We start from the raw sequence: 22,844 nt of genomic DNA on the forward strand, positions 1-22,844 counted from the left end.
CCGGATGCCCTGAATGCCGCCATCAACATAATGGAAGCTAATCCAGACAGGCTGATCCACCGCAATTCGTTCAATATCGCGGCAATGAGCTTCGATCCCGAAATGTTATATTCGGCCATAAGGAAGCATTATCCGGATTTTGAGATGGAATACGATGTCGACCCTTTGAAGCAGGCGATTGCCGATTCATGGCCCAACTCACTGGATGATACCTGCGCCCGCCAGGAGTGGGATTGGAGACCTGAATATGATCTGGAGAAGATGACCGCTGATATGATAAATGTACTCAGAGAAAGGGTAGTGCATTTGATCTGAAAATAAGATAGATAGCACGGATATATTATAGTCCGTGCTATTATTTTTTACAGAATGCAGTAGCCCTGAGTAAGGTCGTGATTTTATTACCGGGAAACAATCATCATTTGATTTTTTGTGACTTTTGTTTTAGCTTTTAAAAGGTAACACTTATTTCAGTTAACAGTAAACAGTCATTAGTTTACAACTCGTGACTCGTATCTCATCTACTTGTATCTTGTCTACTCGTAACTTGTAACTGCCCGAAGGGCGAAGTAACTTGTAACTCTTAAAAAAGGTAACAAAGGTAACACTATTTACAGTCATCAGTAAACAGTCATCAGTCAACAACTCGTAAGATGTAAAACTTTGCGTCTTTGCGTGGAACAAAACAAAACGCCAGACAACTTGTAACTGCCCTAGGGCGAAGTAACCCGTAACTGCTTTAATCAATACTTCAAAGAACTGCAAGCTAACCGCTTCATTTCTATAGATAAAATTGTCTGAAATTCATTATCATTTACTAGCTTTGTCATTCTATTTATCCTAAAGACGAAAACACATGAATTCTTTGTTCGATATACAGGCTTCCATATATAATGATATAAAAGGACAGGTTTATGATTTTGCCGTCCTTCCCTGGGGCGCTACCGAACCTCACAACTATCATTTACCATATCTCACCGATTGTTACCTTGCGCATGGTATATCGGTGGATGCTGTAATAAAAGCGTATAATGCTCAAAAAATAAAAGGAATGGTATTGCCGCCAGTTCCGCTAGGCGCCCAGAATCCGGGGCAACGGGAACTGCCTTTTTGCCTGCATGCCCGGTACGAAACTCAAAAAGCCATATTAACGGATATTGTAGCTTCTCTCGATTATCAGGGGATATATACATTGGTTATCGTGAATGGTCATGGAGGTAATAGCTTCAAAAATATGGTCCGTGACCTTGCTGTTGATTATCCTCATTTCCTGATAGTGGTCAGCGATTGGTTTGCTGTACTATCCCAAACCGAATATTTTGAAGAAAAAGACGACCATGCCGGAGAAATGGAAACATCGGTAATGATGCATTATTATCCCGAACTTGTGAGTTTATCCGTGGCGGGAAATGGAGCGTATACCCCTTTCAAGCCGGAAACACTGCGTGACGGTACAGGATGGACTCCGCGCAACTGGGCACAGGTTTCACAAGATACAGGCATTGGAAATCCGAAAAAGTCCACAGCCGAGAAGGGTAAGGTGTATGCCGAAGCAGTTACAAAAAAACTCTCGGAACTTTTTATCGATTTAGTAAAAGGTGAAATATATTGAGATCATTACTGGCCGTCTTCCTTCTCCATCATTTTCCGGTAGGTACTTAATGTCTCGTAATAATCGTAATTCATTATGTCCGATATAACCACCTGCTTCACCTGAAGCCATTTTTGGCCTTCGAGTTTATAAATAAGCATTTCGTATGGTATGGTTACACTATAGTCGCCCTTGGATGATAAGGTATCAGCCACCAGGTATTGGGCCGGTATATAGCGTCCAAACAGGCAGAAGTCTTTAATATCTAAATCTTTCCGTAATATCTCGTCTATTTTTCTCGCGGTTTCGTCATCATAAAAGAGATTTCCGAGCGAATCTTTAATCAATTGTATATTATTCTTTTTCTCAAAGTCTTTATACTTTAGTACGCCTTTATCCGTTTTCGGGACATACAATATAGAATACTGACCTTTACCCTCTACCGTATAGACAGCTGAAGGGATCTCCATCATCAGGTCTATCAGCAAACCTTTATTCAAATCGAAATTATTAATGATTTCCTCATTGTTGAAACTCTGTTCTACAGGTGCAGGCTCATTATTTCCTTTATTTTTATTATTACATGATATCAGGCCGATAGCCAGAGATATAATAAAAGTAAATTTAAATAACGTCATATATATTATTTTCTATTTTTTATTAACATCGGATTTCTATTGTCTTCGCCAGTGCGAGATAACAAATATAGCCTTTTACATCCGTATATCCCATCTTTTCTATCTGTTCTATATAATATTTTACCTGACGGATGTATTTTTTATCTTCCTTTTCCCCGAATTTGTAATCGATGACGACTACTTCGCTATCTTTCATCATTACACGGTCGGGACGGCTGAAAGTGCCTTTTGGTTGCAATATCTGGACCTCGTTCAATACCTTGTATTCTCCCGAATACCAGGGCAAAACAGCCGGATTGGACAGATAATTCCTAAGCAGTTTTATTATTGTCTCTTTCCGTTCCCGGGTAATATCACCCGATATATGATACTCTTCCACCGCATTTTCAATATCCTCCAGAGTCTGTACCTTGCTTACTATTTCGTGCATCAGGGTACCATAGTCGCGTTGTCCCGAATCGGAAAAATAATACTTGTTTTTTAATAGCAGTTTTACCCGTTCGTCATACGGCGTGCCGGACAAAGTGTCTATATTTATTTCTTCAACAAGAGATTTCTTCTCTTTTCTTACAGGAGAATATATTTTATTTATTTCAAATATACCTTTTTCTTCATCCAGATATTGAGGCAGGTCTATATATGTCCGCCTGCCGGATAACAAGGCCGGAGATGTATTTACGCAAGCCCACAGCAAAGAGGATATATTGCTTACCTCATCTTTCTTCGGGCGCGGAGCAAAAACGATCAGTTCATTTCCGGCACGCGTAAAAGCCACATACAGCACATTTATATTGTCGATAAACGCGTGCAGGCGTTCATCGAAATATTCATAGTCGAAGATCGTATTTTTCAGTTTCTGCGAATACTTTACGGGTACAAGGTGCAGCCGGTCGAATGGTTCGGCCTGCGGATGGCACCACAGTACAGTTGCCAGCTTATGGTCTATCTCCCAATTACAAAAGGGAATGAGTACCACTTTAAATTCCAGTCCTTTCGACTTGTGTATGGTCATGATACGGATAGCATCCTGCCCGTCGGGAGTAAATATAGTCTTGCTTACGCCTGTTTCGTCCCACCATTTAAGGAATGCGTCGAGATCCGACGAGTTGCGGATGGTGAAATCGAGCACCATATCGAGGAACGATTGTATGTATATTTGTTCGTTGTCTTCCATTGCATTGCGGAACAATTCGAACATTTCTTCCGTCATTTCATATAGAGGCAGTTCCCTGATACGGTTCAGCTTTTCTTTAACCTCTTCGGGTAGATCATCCTTAGACGAAAAATATTTCAACAGGGCTTCTTCTGCACTTAGCTGGTTGCTGTACTTGAAATATTCATAAACCGCCAGTGCTTTCAGGGAAGAATCCAGTGGATTATGCAGGTATTTCAGCAGGGCGATAATGAGCTTTATACTTTTCGAGTTGCCAACAAACAACGCTTCATCGGAAATGATATCGTACCTGTATTTTGCATCCCTGTGTTCGCTTTTATATTCCAGCAGGCGGTTAGCTACATCGGCACCCTCCTTTTTCGTGCGAACGAGGATTGCGATGTCTTTCAGCTTATAGCCCCTGTCCTGCAGGCTTTCTATCTGTTCCGGTAACTGTTCCAGGGCATAATCCTGCCACACATGTTCATCGGTATCTATAAACTCTACTTTGACATGCCCTTCGTTGCTTTTATGGCTCTCGGGTATTTCCTGATATAATTCGTTATAAGCTTTGGTTATGCGGGAGAAAAAAGGTTGCAGCCGCTTATCATCCGTGTCTTGCAGAGGCTTGTTGTATGTATCTTGCAACAGATTTGCACCGATAGTAAAAATGGCATTGTTGAACGCTATTACATTGTATGAACTGCGCCAGTTGGTGCCGAGTGTTTCGTGATTAATGCCCTCATTAGCGAAATCCTTGTCGAGCTGTTCGTCCAGCAGCTTCCAATCCGAATTCCGCCAACGGTAGATACTCTGTTTTACATCCCCTACAATAAAATTCTTATTACCTCCGCTCAGGCTGTCGCGTACCAGAGGCAGGAAGTTTTGCCATTGCATGCCGGATGTGTCCTGAAACTCGTCTATCATATAATTATTGACACGCATTCCTACCTTTTCGTAGATAAACGGTGATTCATTCCCCTCTATGATACGGTTAAGCAATTCGGTGGTATCCGAAATCAGCATGACGTTGTTTTCCGCGGCATATTCCCGAATCTTTTTATCCACATCGCCCAGTATTCCAAGAGTGAAAAAATAGCGGTTTATTTCATATGCCGTCTGATAGGTACGTGAATTGTCGTAATGGCCCATTATACTGCAAACGCAAACATTCAGTTCCGGATATGCGTCTTCTATTTTGCTTCTGATCTCCGCTCCGGTTTTTGCCGTGTACCAGCCGGACACTTCGTCAGCCATCGTACGGAAGGTATTCGTAGGCTCCTCTATCGTGCCGTTAGCCCATTTCAGGAATGAGAAGAAGGGAGAACGCGAACCTCCTTTAAAATCTTCGGGTTTCAGCCCGTAGCGGGTCATTATATTCAGGGCTTTTTCGCCTGTCTCCTGTGAAGTCTTTTCAAAGTTCCGGATGATGGCGAAAAGCATCTCCTTGTAGTCTGTCATCAGCTGTTTATCGGAGATATTTTCCTGTACCTTATTGCTGTATGTTTTGAAACTTTCTTTGAATATCTCTTTCGATAGGGATTGTATATCGTTGCGGATATTCCATGTTTCGCCATTCTCCACTTTTTCTTCCGAAAAACGGATGAGCCAGTCGAGCAGCTGTTTGTTATCTTTGCTTTCCAGATCGTAGAGCATGGAGTCAATGGCTTCTCCCAATATTTTGTCGGTATCCAGTTCCACGTTGTAGCCTCCTCCCAATCCTATTTCGCGGGTAAAGGCCCGCATGGTTTGCTGGAAAAACTTATCGATGGTACTTACCGAAAAGGCTGAATAGTCGTGTAGGATTCGTACAAGGATGTCATAGGCTTCTTTTCTAAGTTGCTCTTCGTTGAAGCTGTACTCATGGGTTAATAATCCGATGTAATCGGAGTTGCGGCCTAGTGCCAGATTTGCCAGTTCGGCGATGATACGCCTTTTCATCTCGTCCGTAGCCTTATTGGTGAAGGTTACAGCCAATATATGCCGGTAGGCAAAGGGTGATGAAAATAGCAGGCACAGATATTCAGCGGTCAGGCGGTGAGTTTTACCCGAGCCTGCCGATGCTTTATATACATGCAGATTTACTTCATCGTCAAATAATGCGTGTTTTGGCATATCCTTCCTTTTGCAGGAGTTCCAGTATTTTGTTTCTGAAATCGCCTTGTATGATGATTTCACCGTCTTTGGCAGAACCTCCGACACCACATTTCACTTTCAGCAGCTTACCCAACGCTTCCATGTCTTCGGCAGTGCCGATAAATCCGGTAATCAGTGTGACCGCTTTTCCCTTCCTGTTTCGTTTATCCAGGGAGATGCGTAATGCCTGCTTTTCTTTTGGCAAGGTATCCTGTTCCTCTTCGCCTTCTTTTTCATATTTAAAGTCCGGATTGGTAGAATATACCACATTCAGACGGTCTTTCCAATCGCTCATAATTAGATAATTAATAGTTAATAATCAACAATTAAAAATTGAAATGCAGTTTTATTCTTAATTATTAATTCTTCATTCTTAATTATTTTCAGTCTTTCATTCTTCTGAAATTCGTATCAAATTTCGCCCTGTCGAATATCTCATACCTTGGCAGTGTAGGCTTATAATCCTCTACATCCCATAAGGTACTGGTAATCATCAGGTCGGCACTGTAACGGTTACATGCGATAGGCACATTATGTACGCGGCACTGGCGTAGCAACATCATAATATCGGCTTCGTGCGGTTGCGGATTCAGGTCGTCGATAAGGAATATCGCCAAATCTATTTCGTGGCGTACCACCATCGCTGCAATCTCCGCATCACCTCCTAACGGCCCCGAATTCATCCGGGTGATTTCGGCCTCTATTCCTTTCTCTTCGAATGCATCTTTTATCAAAGTTCCGGTTGTTCCTGTGCAAACCAAATGTTGTTTAGCGAGGAAGTCCGAATTGTAATAACACCATTCTACCATGTCCGCTTTGCGGTGGTCGTGCGCTACGAGAGCTATTGTCAGTCTTTTTTTCATATTCATTATTTTTTTAGATTGTGAAATGATTTTTCAGTCACAAAGTTTTATTATTAATTATCCCAAAGATAAGACATTTCTGTGTCTTTTCGATGAAGCAACGATTAATCTTCATGTAAAGAAGAATCTGATGAATTACTTTGTATTTATTATTCGTTGGATTTTAATGTGGATTTTTTTCTACTACGCGCAATCAAAGATTGCTTGTGTTCCTTTTTTCCTAAGCAAAAAAAGGAACCAAAAATGCTTTAGCGCCCCGCTTCAAAGGCCGACCCGTAACGGAAAAAAGACGAAACGAAAAAACTCGCTGGAAAGATTTTATAACCCGAATCAGCGGATAAGCTCAAACACGTTTTCGTTTTTTTCGTCTTTTCATCCTACGGGTACCCCGTCCATGAAGCTAACGGCGCAGGCTGACGCATTAAGCCCAATATGCGCCAGCCTTGTCGTGCGTCAGCCTCTGCGCATTAGTTACGCAGGCGGGGCACCCACACGGTGCAGTCGGCTTAGAAAGGGACGGAGCGCTAGCCTTTTGCTTACTTTTGGGCAATGCCAAAAATGAGGACAAGCCTCGCAGGGCGCGGCAGAGAGGAGCTAAGACTCAATGTATAATTAAGGATAGGAACTATGTAGAAAAAAATCCAACATTAAAACTCAACATTGTATCGATAAATATCACCGACATCTCTATACAATATTATTTTTATAATAAGCATAAAAATGTATATTAGTTAAACATTCAACTAATTATTTTGTTATATCTTTGCATTCGAAAAAACTGAAGAGATATATGATGCAAACATTTGTACAGACAATATTGCAGACTCAGTCTTTCTACCGTCAGATAATCCATCGGAAAATGCGAGAACATAATATAGATGTAACATTCGAAATGTTGCATATATTGAGGTGTTTAGACAGGGTTGATAGTAAAATAAACCAACAGGAACTGGCAAATCTGACATATAAGGACAAATCGAGCCTCTCCTATCTGATAAAGAATATGGAAAAACGAGGACTGGTCTCACGTGAGGAAGATCCGTCCGACAAACGCAACAAACTTGTGGTATTAACGGCTAAAGGGGAAAAAATGCATGCAGAAATCAGGGAGATAATAGAAGACGTATATACAAAGCTGGAAGAAAATGTCAATCAGGGGCATATCCAGCTATGCATAGAATATATGAAGGAATTTACGGATATTAATAAGGAAAGTTAAGTGAAAACAACACTATACATATTACTGGCTACATTAACATACATATCATCGCTTACTGCACAGAATACATACAGGCTTACAGTAAACGAGCTGTTTGAACGCGGAGTACAAAACAGCATCACAATACAATCATCTGTGATAAAAACACAGATATCGGAAGATAAGGCAGGCTTGGCAAAGAATAAACGATTGCCCGATATTTCGGTCAGCGGCCTGTTCGGCTATGTGGGTACGCCGACCATTCTCGATAAAGACTTTTCATTCCTGAAACATTCCGACACCCCCGACTGGAAACAGAATTATCAGGTAGCGGCAACTCAGCCTATATATCAGGGTGGGCGGATAAAGAACAGTATAGAGAAAGCCGAATTGGAAAAGGAGATAGCTCAATTGTCTTTACAGAAGGATAAATCGGAGCTGAAACTCTGGTTAATAGGTAAATATCTCGATCTATTTAATTTATATAAAGAACGGGAAGTATATGCCAAAAATATTGAAGAAGCTCAGATCCGTCTGCGGGACATTGAGAAAATGAAGGAGGAGGGGATGATTACCACAAACGATGTTTTGCGTAGTCAACTACTTCTTACAAATTATGAATTATCGTATAAAGAAACGGAGAATAATATTACCCTTACCTCCCAGCAACTGGATATTATACTGGGAATGGACGAAAATACAATTCTTGAACCGGATCAGAATCTGCTCTCATCTAAGCTCGATATACAGCAGGAAAACGACTATATATATCAGGCTTACGCACAATATCCGGATATGAAAATTATGGAAAAGAATATTGCTTTAGCACACAATAACCTGAAACTGACAAAGGCTGATTATTTACCTGCATTATCATTACAGGCAAGCAATACTCTGGCCCGTCCCATTCCGAATGTCTCACCTGCACAAGACTTGTATCTGAATGCATGGGGTGTGACGCTAAATCTGTCGTATCATATTTCGTCATTATTTGACAGGAAACATGCCACCAACGCGGCAAAAAGCCAGATACACCTGCAAGAACTGGCGCAGGAACAGCAAAGGCAAAATATCCGTACAGATGTGAAATCGGCATTCGTAAAACATCAGGAAGCACTGGACAGAATAAAAGCATTGGGAAAATCTGTAGAGCAATCGAATGAAAACTACCGGATAGTAAAAAACAGGTATTTCAACCAGCTGGCTATACTGACCGATCTGCTGGATGCAAATACAGTACAGTTGAATTCGGAGTTACAACTTACTGCTGCAAAAACAAACGCGATATATACCTATTACCAATTACAAAAAGTTAGCGGAAACCTATAGAGTTTGTTATAATAATAAAATATATGATTAAATCCTTTCAGTTGCTTAATTATGGATACAGATAAATCAAACATGGCTGACAGAAAAGAAGAAAAAGAGGCCTATCGTAAACTGAAAAAGAAACGCACACGCAATATTATACTTAATATTATCAGTATATTACTGGCATTAGGCGGTATCGCATGGGGAGTGACTTTTTTCATCCGTTACTACCGTTACGAAATAACAAACGATGCAACAATAGAGCAATATATAACACCTATCAACTCACGTGTATCGGGTTATATAAAAGAAGTGCGTTTTACCGAACACCAGTGGGTAAATACAGGAGATACCCTATTGATAATAGATGACAGGGAGTTTAAGATAAAAGAGATGGATGCCGAAGCCGCACTGATGGATGCAAAGAGTTCTTCATCTGTACTTTCATCCAATATAGCTACAACTTCTACGAATGTGGCCGTATCTGATGCAAACATAGAAGAAGCAAAAGCACGTCTGTGGAAAGCAGAGCAAGACCTGAAACGTTATAAGAATCTGCTGGATGCCGAATCGGTTTCCCGGCAACAGTACGACCAGATAAAAAGTGAATATGATGCTCAAAGCGCTCATTATAATGCTTTGCACCGGCAGAAAGAATCCCTGAGGTCGACATCTGCCGAAGCCGCAAAAAAACAGGGGAATGCGGAAGCTACGATCCTCCGCCGCGAAGCTGACCTGGCAATGGCTAAACTAAATCTGTCTTATACTGTAATTATTGCTCCGTATAGCGGTTATGTAGGCCGCCGCACCCTTGAAACCGGACAACTGGTTCAGGCCGGACAGACAATAACCAACCTGATTAAAAACGACAATAAATGGATTATAGCGAACTACCGCGAAAAACAGATTGAAAATATTTATATCGGGCAGAAAGTAAATATAAAGGTTGACGCTATAAGCGGTAAAACATTCACAGGTAAGATAACGGCGATATCCGAAGCTACGGGAGCTAAATACTCAATGCTGCCGACCGATAACTCCGCCGGCAACTTTGTGAAAATACAGCAGCGTATCCCTGTCCGTATCGATTTTGATAATATACCGGCTGAAGACATGCAGAAATTGCGTGCGGGAATGATGGTGGTTACCGAGGCGATAAAAGAATGACGAATTAATTAAGAATGAAAAATTAAGAATTAAGAGTGGCGTAAGCGGCTTGTAATTCGTAACTAATATGATAATTCCGGTAATACGTACAACGACAATCAGTCCTTTCAGAAGCTGGGTCCCGGACTGGCTCAAGGTCGTTGTTGCCCTGACTATACTTATTCCTGTATTGCTGGTCAATGGAGCATACACCGGCAGTAATATAGACATATCCAGTTATCTTGGTGTTATATCCGAGGATATCAACATGGCTTATTATGCATCGTCCGTCGGCATGGCCGTTGCATATCTGGTTATACCGAAGGTAAAGCCTCTGGCTACAGCCAAAACAATTATTCTTGTGGTACTCCTATTTCAGGTATTACTCAGCCTGATATGTGCCGAAACAGACTACATAGAAGTAATCATCGTTTGCAGCTTCTTTATCGGCTATTTTAAGGCTTTTTCGATGATTGAGACTATCAACATATTGATGCCGGCATTAAGCCCGAGCGGAACACGTAACGAGTTCTATGCAAAATTTTATCCTATTACATTGATATGCGGACAATTGTCTTTAGTCCTCACAGCCGAGCTGGCTTATCTGTATAACTGGCAGTATATGTACTATTTCATGATACTGATGTTGCTGGTCGCCATTATCGCAGTGGTTGTATGTATGTCGTTTGCCCGCAGGCTGGTGCGTATTCCTTTAAGGGATATAGACTGGCTGAGCTTTTTCCTTGTGTCGGTCTGCTTTATGGCTATTGTATATGTGGCAACGTATGGGAAAACGAAAGACTGGTTTTCTTCAACCAGTATCATAATAGCAACAATACTGATCCCGCTGACAGGCTGGCTTTTTCTACGCCGCCAGTTTTCCGGTACGCCTTTTCTGGATATGAGCGTGCTGAAAAACCGTAATTCGGTAACGGTATATCTCCTTTCTTTCGTGCTGATGTTCTACGCATCGTTCAGTATACTGGTATCGTCTTATACTACCAGTGTGCTGAGACTGGACAGTACGCATATGAATGAACTGTATTTGTATATGATTCCGGGCTTTCTGGTAGGAGGGATCATATGCTATTACTGGTTTGTAAAAGAAATCCGTATGGCCTGGCTTATCTTCATGGGCTTTGCCTGTTTTACAATATCACTGGCGCTCCTGTATTTTATGATAACACCTGCAGGCTTGTACGAAGACCTTTATCTGCTGATGTTTCTCAGGGGTGTAGGTATGTTGGTGCTGTTTGTGGCATTTGCTATTTATGGCATATACGGACTCTCACCTAAACAGCTTATATATAATGCATTCTTTATGATATCAGCCCGTTCGGCTCTTGCTCCGGCAATCGGCGCATCAGTGCTTACAAACTGGCTGTACCGTCTGCAACAAAAAAATGTCAGTATCCTTTCAGAAGGTGTGGATATGCAGAATGCCTTGGCCGGCAGCCAGTTTACCTCATCTGTAAATACTGCATTGTCGCAGGGCTGGAGCCTCGAGGATGCACAACGGATAGCGACTAACGCGTTGTATCAGAAGATACAGATACAAGCGGTAACAGTCAGTATAAAAACCATTGCAGGCTGGATGTTGATTCTTGGTATTTTCCTTTTAGTCTGTATCGTACTTTATTTTCTTCAGTTTAAACCTGTGAGATTGATGAAGATGGGTAACGATATGTCAGGGTAAGCAATGATATAATGTGTCAATATGCCGATGTGCCAATTAAAAAACTCCGATAATAACTTACCGGAGTTTTCTATTTTTATATTAGCTTATTAGCATATTACTTTTTATTCACTCTGAAACGTTCATTTCCGTTCTTAATGAAATCGACGATCTGGCTGGCTGCTGCTATACCTGCATTGGTATTAGCTTCGGCAGTCTGCGCACCCATTTTTTTAGGAGTGGAGAAATACCGTCCTGCAAATTTCTCCGCCATTTCAGCATGGTTGCCCGGCATAATGTCGGTGACATATTTGAAGTCTTTACGATCTTCCATCAGCTTAACGATTTCGGCTTCATTGATAACTTCCTTACGTGCCGTATTGATGAGTAATGCATTTTTCGGCATTTTACTCAACAGCGCATAATTGATAGAATTCTTAGTCTCGGCAGTTGCAGGAATATGCAATGAAACAAACTGGCAGGTAGTATATAGATCTTCGGCTGACGCTACCGCTTTCACTCCCTCTTTTTCGATAGCTTCCGCAGTCAGGAACGGGTCGTAAGCATACACTTCCATACCGAATCCTTTCGCTACGCGCGCCACATTGCGCCCTACATTTCCATATGCGTGGATACCAAGCTTTTTACCCATAAGTTCGGTGCCTGATGTTCCGTTATAGAAGTTACGCACTGCATATACAGCCAGTCCAAGAGCCAGTTCTGCTACAGCATTTGCATTCTGTCCCGGAGTGTTCATCACGCAAATGTCGTTTGCTGTGGCAGCATCCAGTTCGATATTGTCGAAACCCGCGCCTGCACGCACAACGATTTTCAGATCTTTAGCCGCATCCAATACTTCTTTATCGAATATATCGCTGCGGATAATTGCCGCATCAACATTAGCTACAGCATCCAGTAATTGTTTCTTCTCAGTATATTTTTCAAGTAAAACAAGTTCGAAGCCTGCTTTTTCGATTACATCGCGGATACCGTTTACTGCTTCCGCTGCAAAAGGTTTATCTGTTGCTATTAATACTTTCATTAAAAAAAAGCTTTTAGCCTTTCGCCATCAGCCGTTAGCTTTTTAAGCATCGGCACATTGGCATATCGGCGCATTAAATAATTATTTTGCGATTTGTTTTTCAAATTCTTTCATTGCATCCACTAATGCCTGTACGCCTTCAATCGGCATTGCATTGTATATGGAAGCACGGAAGCCGCCGACAGAACGGTGTCCTTTCAGTTCGTACAATCCTTTCGATTTGGCAAAATCAAGGAATGCTGCTTCATTTCCTTCATATTCCGAAGTAAGAACGAAACATACGTTCATCAGTGAACGGTCTTCGATAGCGCAAGTCCCTTTAAATACAGGATTACGGTCAATTTCATTGTAAAGCAATGCTGCTTTTTCCTGGTTACGTTTGTACATAGCCGGTACACCTCCATTAGCTTTCAGCCATCTCAATGTTTGCATGGCAGCATAGACAGGTACAACCGGAGGTGTATTGAACATAGAACCGTTCTCAATATGTGTGCGGTAATCCAGCATTGTCGGTATCGGACGGGTTACTTTACCCAGCAATTCGTCTTTTACGATTACAAATGTAACTCCGGCAGGAGCCAGATTTTTTTGAGCGCCACCGTATATCAAGCCATATTTGGAAATGTCTACAGGACGGGAAAATATATCGGAAGACATATCGGCCACCAATGGAACCGGAGAATCCAGATCTTTATGCAATTCGGTACCAAAGATTGTATTATTGGTAGTAACATGGAAATAATCCGCGTCGGTAGGGATAACATAATCTTTAGGAATATATGTAAAGTTAGCAGGTTTTGATGTTGCCACTTCTACTACTTCACCGAATAATTTGGCTTCTTTCAATGCTTTGCTGGCCCATGTGCCAGTATTCAGATAAGCAGCTTTTTTCTCCAGCAGGTTGTATGGAATCATACAGAACTGAAGGCTGGCACCTCCGCCGAGGAAGATTACTGAATAACCTGCGGGTACTTCCAATAGTTCTTTAAATAATTCAACAGTTTCGTCCATTACCCCCTGGAAGTCTTTCCCACGGTGGCTCACTTCCATCAAAGAGAATGATGACCCGTTGAAATCCAGTATGGCTTTCGCTGTTTCCTCTATTGTTTGCTGAGGAAGAATTGAAGGACCTGCACTAAAATTATATTTCTTCATTGTTATAAAAATTAGGAATTAGTATTCTTCTGCGCTATTTAAATAAAAGTGAATATTTTAATGATATATTTTTCTGATTACAACTAGTTTATTGTTATCTTGTCTGCCAAGAACAATAAAGAGGTCAGAAGCCTTAAGGCTCTCAAAATTAGTAATTATATCTTAAAACAAGGTCTTTTAAAAGAATTATTCTTTTCTTAATTTTGAAGGTTGTATCAAAATGTTTTTTACAACATATTTGTAATCAATTATTCGATAAAACAGCTCTTGTCTTTCATTGTTTTTATATATTTGTAGTTGACAAAAAGAAAGTATCCGTTATTAAAAACTCATTACCTTATTCGAAGTTTTGTTTAACCTTATTATAAAAAACAGAGTGTCATGGCTGTAATTAAACCGTTCAGGGGGGTAAGACCTCCCAAAAGTATTGTAAAGGAAGTCGTTTCCCGTCCTTATGATGTCCTGAGCTCACTCGAGGCCCGCCTCGAAGCTGAAGGCAATGAGAAATCGTTATATCGCATAATTAAGCCTGAAATTGATTTTGAAACAGTAATTGATGAGCACCATCCGGATGTTTACAACCGTGCCGTAGAGAATTTTAATAAATTCCAGGAAAAAGGCTGGCTGGTGCAAGACCCCGAAGAATACTACTATGTGTATGCCCAGACAATGAACGGAAAAACGCAGTATGGACTTGTTGTTTGCTCCCATGTGGAAGATTACATGAACAACAGGATAAAAAAGCACGAATTGACACGCAGGGATAAGGAAGAAGACCGGATGAAACATGTGCGGATAAATAACGCCAATATAGAACCTGTATTCTTTGCATATCCTGACAATAAAGAACTGGATGGGATAGTGAAAAGAATTATTTCAACTGCCGCCGAATATGATTTTACGGCAAGCGATGGTGTCGGCCATCATTTCTGGGTGATAAAAGATAAGAACGATATACAGCGGATCACGGAATTGTTTGCCGCAATACCTGACCTGTACATAGCCGACGGACATCACCGCTCGGCAGCTGCGGCACTGGTAGGCGCGGAAAAAGCAAAACAGAACCCGGATCATAAGGGGGATGAAGAATATAACTTCTTTATGGCAGTTTGTTTCCCTGATACCCAGTTGAATATAATAGATTACAACCGTCTGGTAAAAGATCTGAACGGGTTATCGGCAGCCGAATTCCTGAAAAAGCTGGATAAGCATTTCATCGTGGAAGAAAGAGGTGCGGATATAGCGCCTCCTACCGGCCTGCATAATTTTTCTATCTATCTCGAAGGTAAATGTTATAGCCTGACTGCCAAAGAAGGTACTTATGACGACAATGACCCCATCGGTGTACTGGATGTGACTATTTCGTCAAAATATGTTTTGGACGAGATACTGGGGATTAAAGACCTGCGTTCGGATAAGCGTATAGATTTCGTCGGAGGTATCAGGGGATTAGGCGAATTGAAAAAACGTGTCGACAGCGGTGAAATGAAACTGGCGCTCGCTTTATATCCTGTGACCATGAAGCAGCTGATGGATATTGCCGATTCCGGAAATATTATGCCGCCGAAAACAACCTGGTTCGAGCCAAAACTCCGTTCGGGGCTAGTAATACATAAATTAGACTGACAAAAAGAGTGAAGCAGAAGAAGGGGACGGCTTAATTCGTCCCTTTATCTGTAGTCGGGATTCTTGTTCTCTCTTACAAGTATTGCGATATGGAATGATTATTTCCTATATAACGTATCAGGTATATTCCATTTTCGTATTGAAAGAATACATACCACTGTGTGTTGCGGTTTTTCCTGTAAACGGCGTAGTATAAGTCTCTACCGTATTTATCAAAGTAGGGAGGAGCTTTTTTCCTGAGTTTTCAGGGCAAGGAAGTTTTAATATCGTCGTACAAGTCAAAAATATATTCAATAGCTGCGTCTTCGAAGCCAAAATAGCTTTCATCGTATAATACCTGAACCAATTCGGTAAGATAGTCATCGACTTCTTCCGTCATTAATACTTTCATCCGCCTACTTCCTAAACATTTCTCTTATCTGGGGTTCAATGGCTTTTTTAGCCTCATCCATTGTCATTGCGTTAGCCAGATCCTCTTCCGAAATCAATGGTTTCTTAACTCCTAACTCCAGTTTCTTTTTACCTCTGGTTATAATAACTTTTTCATTATGAGCCATATACAGATACTTTGAGAAGTTTCGCTTAAATTCCAATTCTGTGATAACTGTCATAATTATATCTGCTTTAGCTTTGTGCAAACATTCGAAAAAAAGTAATACACTTGGGCGGAGAGGCGTTAATTGTTGTGGTTTTGGATTTCGATTTTCAGGACACGGATAAATATCTATGCCGGCAAAGGTTTTGTAAAAGACAGAAGCCGATGTCTGATTTTATGTCAATACCGGCTTCTTTCTTATGATAAATAAATTTTTCTTACATCCTTCTTTGTTCAAATGTTTCGTATTTATTATTTGATACGATGCGTACCTTGTCATCTGCTTTCCATGTGTCAAGGATGAGATACTTCAAGAAGAAGCATACAAGAGAAAGGATTGAATAAAAAATGATTCCGTTTAGCAAATTGTCACCGCCAGGTGACCAGTTTGTGCTTAGAAGAGAATCAATTGCCGATACTGATTCCTGCATCCCGATATACATCAATAAACAACAAAAAAATATCATAGTTGATATTATTCCTATAAAATTCAGGATTGAGGCCAACATTAACTAAATGATTCTTAAAATGATTTTCAATGTTTTCATAATTGCGTTTCTGTTATTCAAATTCCTGATGGCTCATAATCAATGTACTCGTAGGATTTGTACATCTTTGTGTGTCGTTCTCTAACCCATACTTCTTTTTGATAAGCATTCCTATTGTCCGGTTCACTAAATCAAGTCCATGTTTTTCAACAAGCCTGAGATACTGATGCATCAACACCTTATCATTCTGAATAAGTAAAAAGACTTCATCGGTTATGACTTTGTTTTTTTTAGATATAACCTCATCGGCAAATTCTTCGATATTTTTCATTCAGGTTTAATTTTTAATAAAGTTTATGTATTACTAATATTTCTTTTTGTCCTTTATCCTTTTCCATACGCACACAAAAAAAGCGTGGACAATTACTGTATTATCTGCTTTATGAGGTCTTCGCAATACTTAACCGCCAAATAAACGAGTAAAGCCCACGCCAAAGCGTGAGCGTCATCGCTTTACTCTTGGCGGTTTTTTGAAATTTGCGAAGTTTCATAAAGCCAGAATAAAAGCTATACGCTTTTTCCAATATTTTAAAATGTGCGCAGTTTTTACACTTTACACCATAGGCAAAAAATTATATGTATCTATACAAAGATATGTGATTTCTTCTTTATTGTTTGGAAACAACCATATTTTTTACTTGTTACAATTTAGAATATATGAAATATGTGTTTTTTACAGAAAGTTTATCTATACATTTTTAAGCTGATAGCCATTAACCGTTAGCTTGCAGTTCTTTGAAAAGCTTTAAGTAGTAAGTTTTAAGTAACAGATAAAAAATAGTGGGAAAAGTGTAACTTTTGTAACTTTTTTGATATAGTTACGGGTTACTTCACTCTAGGGCAGTTACAAGTTGGCTGGCGTTTTGTTTTGTTTACTGTTAACTGAAATAAGTGTTACCTTTTACAAAGTAATAAGTATTGAATGGTTTCTATTTTAGCGCGTTTACCTTAGTCGCAATCAGATAAATAAACTTATATTTGTTATTTCATTAAAAATCCGGGATATATGATAATTAAACATTTCACCGACAACGACCTTTATAAATTCTCCGTAATGCTTGCCATACAGAAACTATATCCGTGGGCGTATGTCAAGTATGCATTTACCAACCGGGGAAGGACACAGTTTCCGGAAGGATTTGCCGAAAGAATGCGGGAAGAAGTGGCGGCAATGGCCGATCTGAAACTGACACAGGAAGAAAAGAAATTCGTAAAGACTAAATGCTATTTCTTCGATCCGGTATTTGTCGACTTTCTCGAAGGATTCAAGTATAAGCCCGAAGAGGTCACTATCATACAAGAAGGAGGAGACCTCAGTGTAATTATAGAAGGTTATTGGTATCGTACTGTTTTGTGGGAAGTTCCTTTGCTAGCTATCATATCCGAGCTATATTTCAAAATGACCGGAGCTACGCCCGCAGATGTGGAGGGGAAAGCTGTGGAAAAAGCTAAAGCGCTGAGCGGAATAGAAGCCGATTATTCGGAATTCGGTACACGGCGCCGTTTCTCCTTTGAGGTACAGGATAAAGTGGTAGGGACATTAAAAGCCCATTCGGGAGAATATTTCAAAGGTACAAGTAACGTGTATCTGGCTATGAAATACAATACTACCCCCATTGGTACTATGCCGCATGAATGGTTTATGTATCACGGGGCTATCTATGGATACCGCTCGGCAAATATCAAAGGACTGGAAGCATGGGTAGATGTATATGACGGTAGTCTGGGTATTGCTCTTACAGACACTTATACAACCGATGCGTTCTTTGATTCGTTCAGCCTCAAACATGCAAAATTGTTCGACGGCGTGCGTCACGACAGTAGTGATCCGCTGGTATTTGCTGACAAAGCAATTCAGTTTTATGAGAAAAACCGTATCGATCCAATATCAAAAACGCTTGTATTCAGTGATTCCCTGAATCTGGAGTCGGTGAAAGCAATAAAAAGCCATGTGGCCGGGCGTATGCACGACACATATGGTATCGGCACATTCTTTTCCAACGATGTAGGAGTAAAACCTCTGAATATAGTAATAAAACTCACAGATGTAAAAGTACATAAGAAAGATACTAATTATCTGAAAGCCGTAAAGCTTTCAGATGTTGCAGGCAAGCATACAGGTGATGAAAGAGAAATCGATCTGAGCCTTAGGACTCTGGGACTGGAATAAGAAAAAGCCTTGTTTTAAACTTCCTTCGCTCTGATTTCTAGAACGAAGAGAGTCCTGTGATATAGTATTCAAAACTTAGGAAAAAAAAAGGAGATACCTTTCGATATCTCCCCGTATTTGATATTTGCCGGATATTAATTCCTTCCGCCTTTACGCCAGGTCCTGCTATAATAACCTTCGGCCAGGGAACTTACAATAACGCCATATTTTATAGATGCATGAATAAATTTCCCTTCTCCCAGATACACGCCTACATGATTGATGTATTTCTTGTTGAATGTAGAAAAGAATACCATATCACCGGGAATAAGGTCATCTTTATCAAGAACGGATTCCTTTACATTTTTAGCTATCGTGGTGCTCACCCTGTCCAGCTGTTGCCCGAATACATTCTTATAAATAATATTGGTAAACCCTGAACAATCGACCGCCTTGCGGCTCATCCCACCTCTTCTGTAGCGTGTTCCCAACCAGTCGGCCACTTCCCGGTACAAGGGAAGAAAAGATACATCCTTTATGGCAACACCTAACTGAGAGGATAGTTCCTGCATCTCTTTAATTTCTATCATGTGCTTCTGAATAGCGTCCAATGATCTTGAAATACCGGCATCAGCCATCAGGTTATCCGATGAAGAGAATAGTGTAGAATGGTCTTCCAGTGTCTGCTTTACCTGAGGCAAAGCTACTATGTTACCATCGGTAGTTTCAACTTCTATATTACGGGCAGATTGTTCTACTTTGACCTTTTTTGCAGTGACCGCACTTATCTTTGATTTTTTCTTACCTGTCTTTGATTGCTTTGGTGTAATCGCTGCTATTGGCATAAATCCCATCGAAAACACTAATAGCATGGTGGATATTCTCAAAAATTTCTTCTGTGCAAGCATGGGTGTTAAATTTTAAATCGGATAAAAGTAAAAAAATCAACTTAATATAGGACTAAGTTCCCGTTTTTTTTATAATTATTTAAGGACTATTTTAACTATTTTATCCGGCCCGCTTTTTTCCATGCATGGCTGTAGTAACCTTCGTCAAGATGGCTTACAATCACTCCTTTTGAGGTTGATGCATGTATAAAACTTCCATCTTTCAGGTAAATCCCGACATGGTTGATCCGCTTTGAATTCTTAGATGTGGCAAAGAAAACGAGATCGCCTGTCTTAAGTTCATTTTTGGATACCTTATGCATTTTCATATCCGCCAGGTCTGACGTAGACCTTGGAATCCTCTTTCTATATACCTTCTGATACATCAGAAATGCAAATCCTGAGCAGTCAAGACCCCGCCGTGACAATCCCGCATGACGGTATGGCACACCAAGCCATTGGGAAACTTCGGCATATAATGGCATATTCTTGTCATCATCCTTATCTGTATTGCTGAGAGGGATGCCTAGCTTTTTGGAAAGTTCCGCAACTTCTTTAGGATCATACAATTGCCCGCCCGGAGTTTTTTGTGTCCCGCAGGAAGTAACCAACAGAATCAACAGGACGGATAGTATGGAATAGAGGATGAATCTTTTCATAAAATCTGGTTTACATGCTAAAGGTAAGTATTATATAATAGAAAAAGCGGCTCTTGTTTCCAAAAACCGCTTTCCGTATATTAAATAAAGAAATTAATAGACGTCATTATTTTTTATCACCTGAGAAAGTTACATCTATGCTTCCTAATAGAGGAACCTTTGTTACTGCAATAGCCAAGTTCATAGATACTTCTTCGACAGTTCCTGAAACAGCAACATCAACTTCTATCGGATTACCCATCATTGTTAATGTTAGAGATGTAGAAGTTTCTTCTAATATTACTTTCCCATTACTTAATGTCAGAGGAATATCACTTACAATAATATCACCCAATTCCATCTCAGAAAATGAGAAATTCTTCAGACTTACTTTAACTTTATCACTTGAGATTTTCTCAAGAGTTATTTCACTTTCAGAATCTTGGCCTAATACAGAAAGTGTTCCACTATATGTTCCTGCAACCTGGTCAGCAAGACCGACAACTGTAACTTTAAGAGTAGTTGTTTTTTTATCCTTATCGGTAACTGTTATAGTAGTTTCACCTGCGGCTACGCCTGTTAAAGTAATTACATCGCCGCTTACCGAAGCTGTCGCGATAGCGTCACTTGCTGAGTTTACTTTGTAGTCTCCATTACCCTGAGTTATTTTCACTGTTACAGTAGCACCCTGATCTACATTCACTTCACTTTTTTCCAATGACAGGTTTACCGGATCATCGTCATCGCTACTACATGCTGTAAAAGTCAGTCCTAATGAAAAGACAAACATTAATAAACATAAAAGTTTCTTGTTCATAATGAATTTATTTGGTTAATAAAATTGGTGTTTCAGATATATTGATGCATTCTACCAATCCAAAGTTGCATAAAGATATTCAACTTCACAAAGCTTATAACATCATAACTATATCGAACAGTAAAAATATTAACTAAAAATAACATTCATTTGCTTAAATATTCGTCTATATGCTGAGCTGTTTTCCGTCCCGATGCGATACTGGTTACTACTAAAGATTGCCCGCTCACACAGTCGCCTGCACCGAATACTTTTGCCACATTTGTAGCCCGTTTGGCATCCGTGGCAACATTATGGCGGATATCATCGGTCTTTATTCCAAGTTCTTTCAACAGGCCTTCCTGTATAGGATGAACGAAACCGAGAGCAAGGAATACAAGGTCCATTTTGAGGATTTCGGGTTCGCCGACTTCTTTCATAACATGTTTGCCGTTCTCGTCCTTTTCCCAGGCTATCTCAACCAGTTCAACGGCTGTCAGTTTGCCGTCTTCACCGATGAACCGCTTCGTATTCAGCGACCAGCGGCGCTCACAGCCTTCGAGATGGGATGATGATGTCTTAAGAACGACAGGAAACGGATTAGGCCAGGGATTTTCTATATCCTCCAGCTTGGCCGGCTTCGGCAGAATCTCTATCTGCAATATATTGGCTGCTCCCTGACGGTTAGCCGTACCGATACAGTCCGAACCTGTATCTCCGCCACCGATGACAAGAACATTCTTACCTTTGGCATCTATAATCTGGTCTGCCGGAATCTCTTCCTTTGCAATCATCTTATTCTGAGCCGTGAGATATTCCATAGCGTAATAGACGCCTTTCAGTTCACGTCCTTCAACCGGGAGGTTACGGGGTACCTGTGAGCCGATAGCGACACAGACAGCATCATATTCTTTCAGGATATCTTTGCCTTTTATATCATTACCTATTTCAGTATTTACTACAAACTTCACACCCTCGGCTTCCATCAGCTTCAAGCGGCGATCGATGATATTCTTATTCAGCTTGAAATCAGGAATACCGAAACGGAGTAAGCCTCCTATGTTGGAATTTTTCTCATAAACAGTCACATCATGCCCTTTTTGGTTCAGTTGATTAGCTACAGCCAGTCCTGATGGCCCCGAACCTATCACGGCCACTTTCTTTCCGGTACGGTGTACAGGCACTTTAGGCTGAATAAAACCTTCATTGAAAGCGTGTTCCAATGCAGACGCTTCATTCTCACGGATAGTTACAGGAGCACGATGTATCGACAGTACACATGACTTTTCACAAGGTGCGGGACAAATACGTCCTGTAAACTCAGGAAAGTCATTGGTCTGCATCAAGACTTCCGCAGCCAGTTTCCAGTTTCCTTTATATATATATTCCTGCCATTCGGGCATCTTATTGCTTAGCGGGCATCCCCAATGACAAAACGGGATACCACAGTCCATGCAGCGTGATGCCTGTTCGCGGCGGTCTTCTGTATTCAGGGTCTGTTCTACTTCACCAAAATCGAGGATACGCTCCTGTGCCGGACGGTATCCTGCGTCTTTTCTTTTTACTGTTAAAAATGCTTTTGGATTTCCCATGCTTTTAATATGCTAATTATCTAATATGCCAATATGCTAATGGAACAAGGATATAATAGTCTTTTCATTTATAAATTTGCTCATTGGCAAATTGGCACATTAGCA

20 protein-coding genes and 1 pseudogene are annotated in these 22,844 nt (G+C 40.6%); 8 read left to right on the forward strand and 13 right to left on the reverse strand.

All coding sequences use genetic code 11. The annotated features are described in order from the left end of the window. Both ACFO6W_RS09115 and ACFO6W_RS09120 read left to right on the forward strand, forming a co-directional pair. A pseudogene (locus ACFO6W_RS09115) lies at positions 1-315 on the forward strand (L-threonine 3-dehydrogenase); the annotation flags it as partial. A gap of 541 nt (positions 316-856) precedes the next feature. After that, positions 857-1,612, forward strand: coding sequence for a creatininase family protein (locus ACFO6W_RS09120; protein WP_379995552.1), 756 nt, complete (start codon positions 857-859; stop codon positions 1,610-1,612). Between the two features lie 5 nt (positions 1,613-1,617). Here ACFO6W_RS09120 and ACFO6W_RS09125 read toward each other — a convergent pair whose 3' ends face one another. The 4 genes from ACFO6W_RS09125 to ACFO6W_RS09140 all read right to left on the reverse strand — a co-directional run bounded on the left by ACFO6W_RS09125 (position 1,618) and on the right by ACFO6W_RS09140 (position 6,381). Next, positions 1,618-2,229 (reverse strand): hypothetical protein, encoded by a 612-nt coding sequence (locus ACFO6W_RS09125; protein WP_379995554.1) that lies wholly within the window; start codon positions 2,227-2,229, stop codon positions 1,618-1,620. A gap of 22 nt (positions 2,230-2,251) precedes the next feature. Then, positions 2,252-5,497 carry a UvrD-helicase domain-containing protein gene (locus tag ACFO6W_RS09130; RefSeq protein WP_379995557.1) on the reverse strand — a complete coding sequence of 1,082 codons (3,246 nt, stop codon included), beginning with the start codon at positions 5,495-5,497 and terminating at the stop codon, positions 2,252-2,254. Continuing rightward, positions 5,475-5,813 (reverse strand): translation initiation factor, encoded by a 339-nt coding sequence (locus ACFO6W_RS09135; protein ID WP_379995559.1) that lies wholly within the window; start codon positions 5,811-5,813, stop codon positions 5,475-5,477. Before ACFO6W_RS09135 ends, ACFO6W_RS09130 begins: the two co-directional genes overlap by 23 nt. A gap of 88 nt (positions 5,814-5,901) precedes the next feature. Continuing rightward, positions 5,902-6,381: a methylglyoxal synthase gene (locus tag ACFO6W_RS09140; protein ID WP_379995561.1), complete on the reverse strand. Its 480-nt coding sequence runs from the start codon at positions 6,379-6,381 to the stop codon at positions 5,902-5,904. A 790-nt stretch (positions 6,382-7,171) separates the two neighbouring features. Between ACFO6W_RS09140 and ACFO6W_RS09145 the strand changes: the two genes are divergently transcribed. From ACFO6W_RS09145 to ACFO6W_RS09160, 4 genes are all read left to right on the forward strand, one after another. Next, positions 7,172-7,600 (forward strand): MarR family winged helix-turn-helix transcriptional regulator, encoded by a 429-nt coding sequence (locus ACFO6W_RS09145; RefSeq protein WP_379995563.1) that lies wholly within the window; start codon positions 7,172-7,174, stop codon positions 7,598-7,600. Further along, entirely contained in the window at positions 7,601-8,908 is a 1,308-nt protein-coding gene (locus ACFO6W_RS09150; RefSeq protein WP_379995566.1) for a TolC family protein, read from the forward strand. 51 nt (positions 8,909-8,959) lie between these two features. Beyond that, complete coding sequence (locus ACFO6W_RS09155; protein WP_379995568.1) at positions 8,960-10,057, forward strand: HlyD family secretion protein; 1,098 nt, start codon at positions 8,960-8,962, stop codon at positions 10,055-10,057. 67 nt (positions 10,058-10,124) lie between these two features. After that, positions 10,125-11,732: an MFS transporter gene (locus ACFO6W_RS09160; protein WP_379995570.1), complete on the forward strand. Its 1,608-nt coding sequence runs from the start codon at positions 10,125-10,127 to the stop codon at positions 11,730-11,732. A 97-nt stretch (positions 11,733-11,829) separates the two neighbouring features. Here the strand turns inward: ACFO6W_RS09160 and ACFO6W_RS09165 are convergent, their stop codons facing one another. Both ACFO6W_RS09165 and serC read right to left on the reverse strand, forming a co-directional pair. After that, positions 11,830-12,753: a 3-phosphoglycerate dehydrogenase gene (locus ACFO6W_RS09165; RefSeq protein WP_379995572.1), complete on the reverse strand. Its 924-nt coding sequence runs from the start codon at positions 12,751-12,753 to the stop codon at positions 11,830-11,832. A gap of 81 nt (positions 12,754-12,834) precedes the next feature. Then, positions 12,835-13,908 carry a 3-phosphoserine/phosphohydroxythreonine transaminase gene (gene serC, locus ACFO6W_RS09170; protein WP_379995574.1) on the reverse strand — a complete coding sequence of 358 codons (1,074 nt, stop codon included), beginning with the start codon at positions 13,906-13,908 and terminating at the stop codon, positions 12,835-12,837. Positions 13,909-14,289: 381 nt separating this feature from the next. Here serC and ACFO6W_RS09175 point away from each other — a divergent pair, with 381 nt between their 5' ends. After that, positions 14,290-15,534 carry a DUF1015 domain-containing protein gene (locus tag ACFO6W_RS09175; RefSeq protein ID WP_379995577.1) on the forward strand — a complete coding sequence of 415 codons (1,245 nt, stop codon included), beginning with the start codon at positions 14,290-14,292 and terminating at the stop codon, positions 15,532-15,534. A 244-nt stretch (positions 15,535-15,778) separates the two neighbouring features. On the opposite strand, the gene ACFO6W_RS09180 is transcribed toward ACFO6W_RS09175, so the two are convergent. The 3 genes from ACFO6W_RS09180 to ACFO6W_RS09190 form a co-directional block, all read right to left on the reverse strand. After that, positions 15,779-15,925, reverse strand: a complete 147-nt coding sequence (locus ACFO6W_RS09180; RefSeq protein WP_379995579.1) for a hypothetical protein — start codon at positions 15,923-15,925, stop codon at positions 15,779-15,781. Between the two features lie 4 nt (positions 15,926-15,929). Continuing rightward, complete coding sequence (locus ACFO6W_RS09185; RefSeq protein ID WP_379995581.1) at positions 15,930-16,145, reverse strand: hypothetical protein; 216 nt, start codon at positions 16,143-16,145, stop codon at positions 15,930-15,932. A 545-nt stretch (positions 16,146-16,690) separates the two neighbouring features. Further along, positions 16,691-16,948 carry a hypothetical protein gene (locus ACFO6W_RS09190; protein WP_379995583.1) on the reverse strand — a complete coding sequence of 86 codons (258 nt, stop codon included), beginning with the start codon at positions 16,946-16,948 and terminating at the stop codon, positions 16,691-16,693. 735 nt (positions 16,949-17,683) lie between these two features. Between ACFO6W_RS09190 and pncB the strand changes: the two genes are divergently transcribed. After that, on the forward strand, positions 17,684-18,847 hold the full coding sequence (gene pncB / locus ACFO6W_RS09195; RefSeq protein WP_379995585.1) for a nicotinate phosphoribosyltransferase: 1,164 nt from the start codon (positions 17,684-17,686) through the stop codon (positions 18,845-18,847). A gap of 134 nt (positions 18,848-18,981) precedes the next feature. Here pncB and ACFO6W_RS09200 read toward each other — a convergent pair whose 3' ends face one another. From ACFO6W_RS09200 to ACFO6W_RS09215, 4 genes are all read right to left on the reverse strand, one after another. Then, positions 18,982-19,734 carry a C40 family peptidase gene (locus tag ACFO6W_RS09200; protein ID WP_379995587.1) on the reverse strand — a complete coding sequence of 251 codons (753 nt, stop codon included), beginning with the start codon at positions 19,732-19,734 and terminating at the stop codon, positions 18,982-18,984. Between the two features lie 95 nt (positions 19,735-19,829). Next, the gene (locus ACFO6W_RS09205) at positions 19,830-20,372 is read right to left on the reverse strand and encodes a C40 family peptidase (RefSeq protein WP_379995589.1); all 543 of its coding nucleotides are present in this window, start codon (positions 20,370-20,372) and stop codon (positions 19,830-19,832) included. Positions 20,373-20,478: 106 nt separating this feature from the next. Continuing rightward, positions 20,479-21,168 (reverse strand): calycin-like domain-containing protein, encoded by a 690-nt coding sequence (locus ACFO6W_RS09210; RefSeq protein ID WP_379995591.1) that lies wholly within the window; start codon positions 21,166-21,168, stop codon positions 20,479-20,481. A gap of 146 nt (positions 21,169-21,314) precedes the next feature. Further along, positions 21,315-22,739: a glutamate synthase subunit beta gene (locus ACFO6W_RS09215; RefSeq protein WP_379995593.1), complete on the reverse strand. Its 1,425-nt coding sequence runs from the start codon at positions 22,737-22,739 to the stop codon at positions 21,315-21,317. Between the last annotated feature and the right edge of the window lie 105 nt (positions 22,740-22,844).

Source organism: Dysgonomonas termitidis, assembly GCF_042654545.1.
Taxonomy (GTDB): Bacteria; Bacteroidota; Bacteroidia; order Bacteroidales; family Dysgonomonadaceae; genus Dysgonomonas; species Dysgonomonas termitidis.

Coding starts and splice junctions, on each gene's coding strand:
- ACFO6W_RS09120 (WP_379995552.1), top strand. CDS start 857: ATGAATTCTTTGTTCGATATACAGGCTTCCATATATAATGATATAAAA.
- ACFO6W_RS09125 (WP_379995554.1), bottom strand. CDS start 2,229: ATGACGTTATTTAAATTTACTTTTATTATATCTCTGGCTATCGGCCTG.
- ACFO6W_RS09130 (WP_379995557.1), bottom strand. CDS start 5,497: ATGCCAAAACACGCATTATTTGACGATGAAGTAAATCTGCATGTATAT.
- ACFO6W_RS09135 (WP_379995559.1), bottom strand. CDS start 5,813: ATGAGCGATTGGAAAGACCGTCTGAATGTGGTATATTCTACCAATCCG.
- ACFO6W_RS09140 (WP_379995561.1), bottom strand. CDS start 6,381: ATGAAAAAAAGACTGACAATAGCTCTCGTAGCGCACGACCACCGCAAA.
- ACFO6W_RS09145 (WP_379995563.1), top strand. CDS start 7,172: ATGATGCAAACATTTGTACAGACAATATTGCAGACTCAGTCTTTCTAC.
- ACFO6W_RS09155 (WP_379995568.1), top strand. CDS start 8,960: ATGGATACAGATAAATCAAACATGGCTGACAGAAAAGAAGAAAAAGAG.
- ACFO6W_RS09160 (WP_379995570.1), top strand. CDS start 10,125: ATGATAATTCCGGTAATACGTACAACGACAATCAGTCCTTTCAGAAGC.
- ACFO6W_RS09165 (WP_379995572.1), bottom strand. CDS start 12,753: ATGAAAGTATTAATAGCAACAGATAAACCTTTTGCAGCGGAAGCAGTA.
- serC (WP_379995574.1), bottom strand. CDS start 13,908: ATGAAGAAATATAATTTTAGTGCAGGTCCTTCAATTCTTCCTCAGCAA.
- ACFO6W_RS09175 (WP_379995577.1), top strand. CDS start 14,290: ATGGCTGTAATTAAACCGTTCAGGGGGGTAAGACCTCCCAAAAGTATT.
- ACFO6W_RS09180 (WP_379995579.1), bottom strand. CDS start 15,925: ATGAAAGTATTAATGACGGAAGAAGTCGATGACTATCTTACCGAATTG.
- ACFO6W_RS09185 (WP_379995581.1), bottom strand. CDS start 16,145: ATGACAGTTATCACAGAATTGGAATTTAAGCGAAACTTCTCAAAGTAT.
- ACFO6W_RS09190 (WP_379995583.1), bottom strand. CDS start 16,948: ATGAAAAATATCGAAGAATTTGCCGATGAGGTTATATCTAAAAAAAAC.
- pncB (WP_379995585.1), top strand. CDS start 17,684: ATGATAATTAAACATTTCACCGACAACGACCTTTATAAATTCTCCGTA.
- ACFO6W_RS09200 (WP_379995587.1), bottom strand. CDS start 19,734: ATGCTTGCACAGAAGAAATTTTTGAGAATATCCACCATGCTATTAGTG.
- ACFO6W_RS09205 (WP_379995589.1), bottom strand. CDS start 20,372: ATGAAAAGATTCATCCTCTATTCCATACTATCCGTCCTGTTGATTCTG.
- ACFO6W_RS09210 (WP_379995591.1), bottom strand. CDS start 21,168: ATGAACAAGAAACTTTTATGTTTATTAATGTTTGTCTTTTCATTAGGA.
- ACFO6W_RS09215 (WP_379995593.1), bottom strand. CDS start 22,739: ATGGGAAATCCAAAAGCATTTTTAACAGTAAAAAGAAAAGACGCAGGA.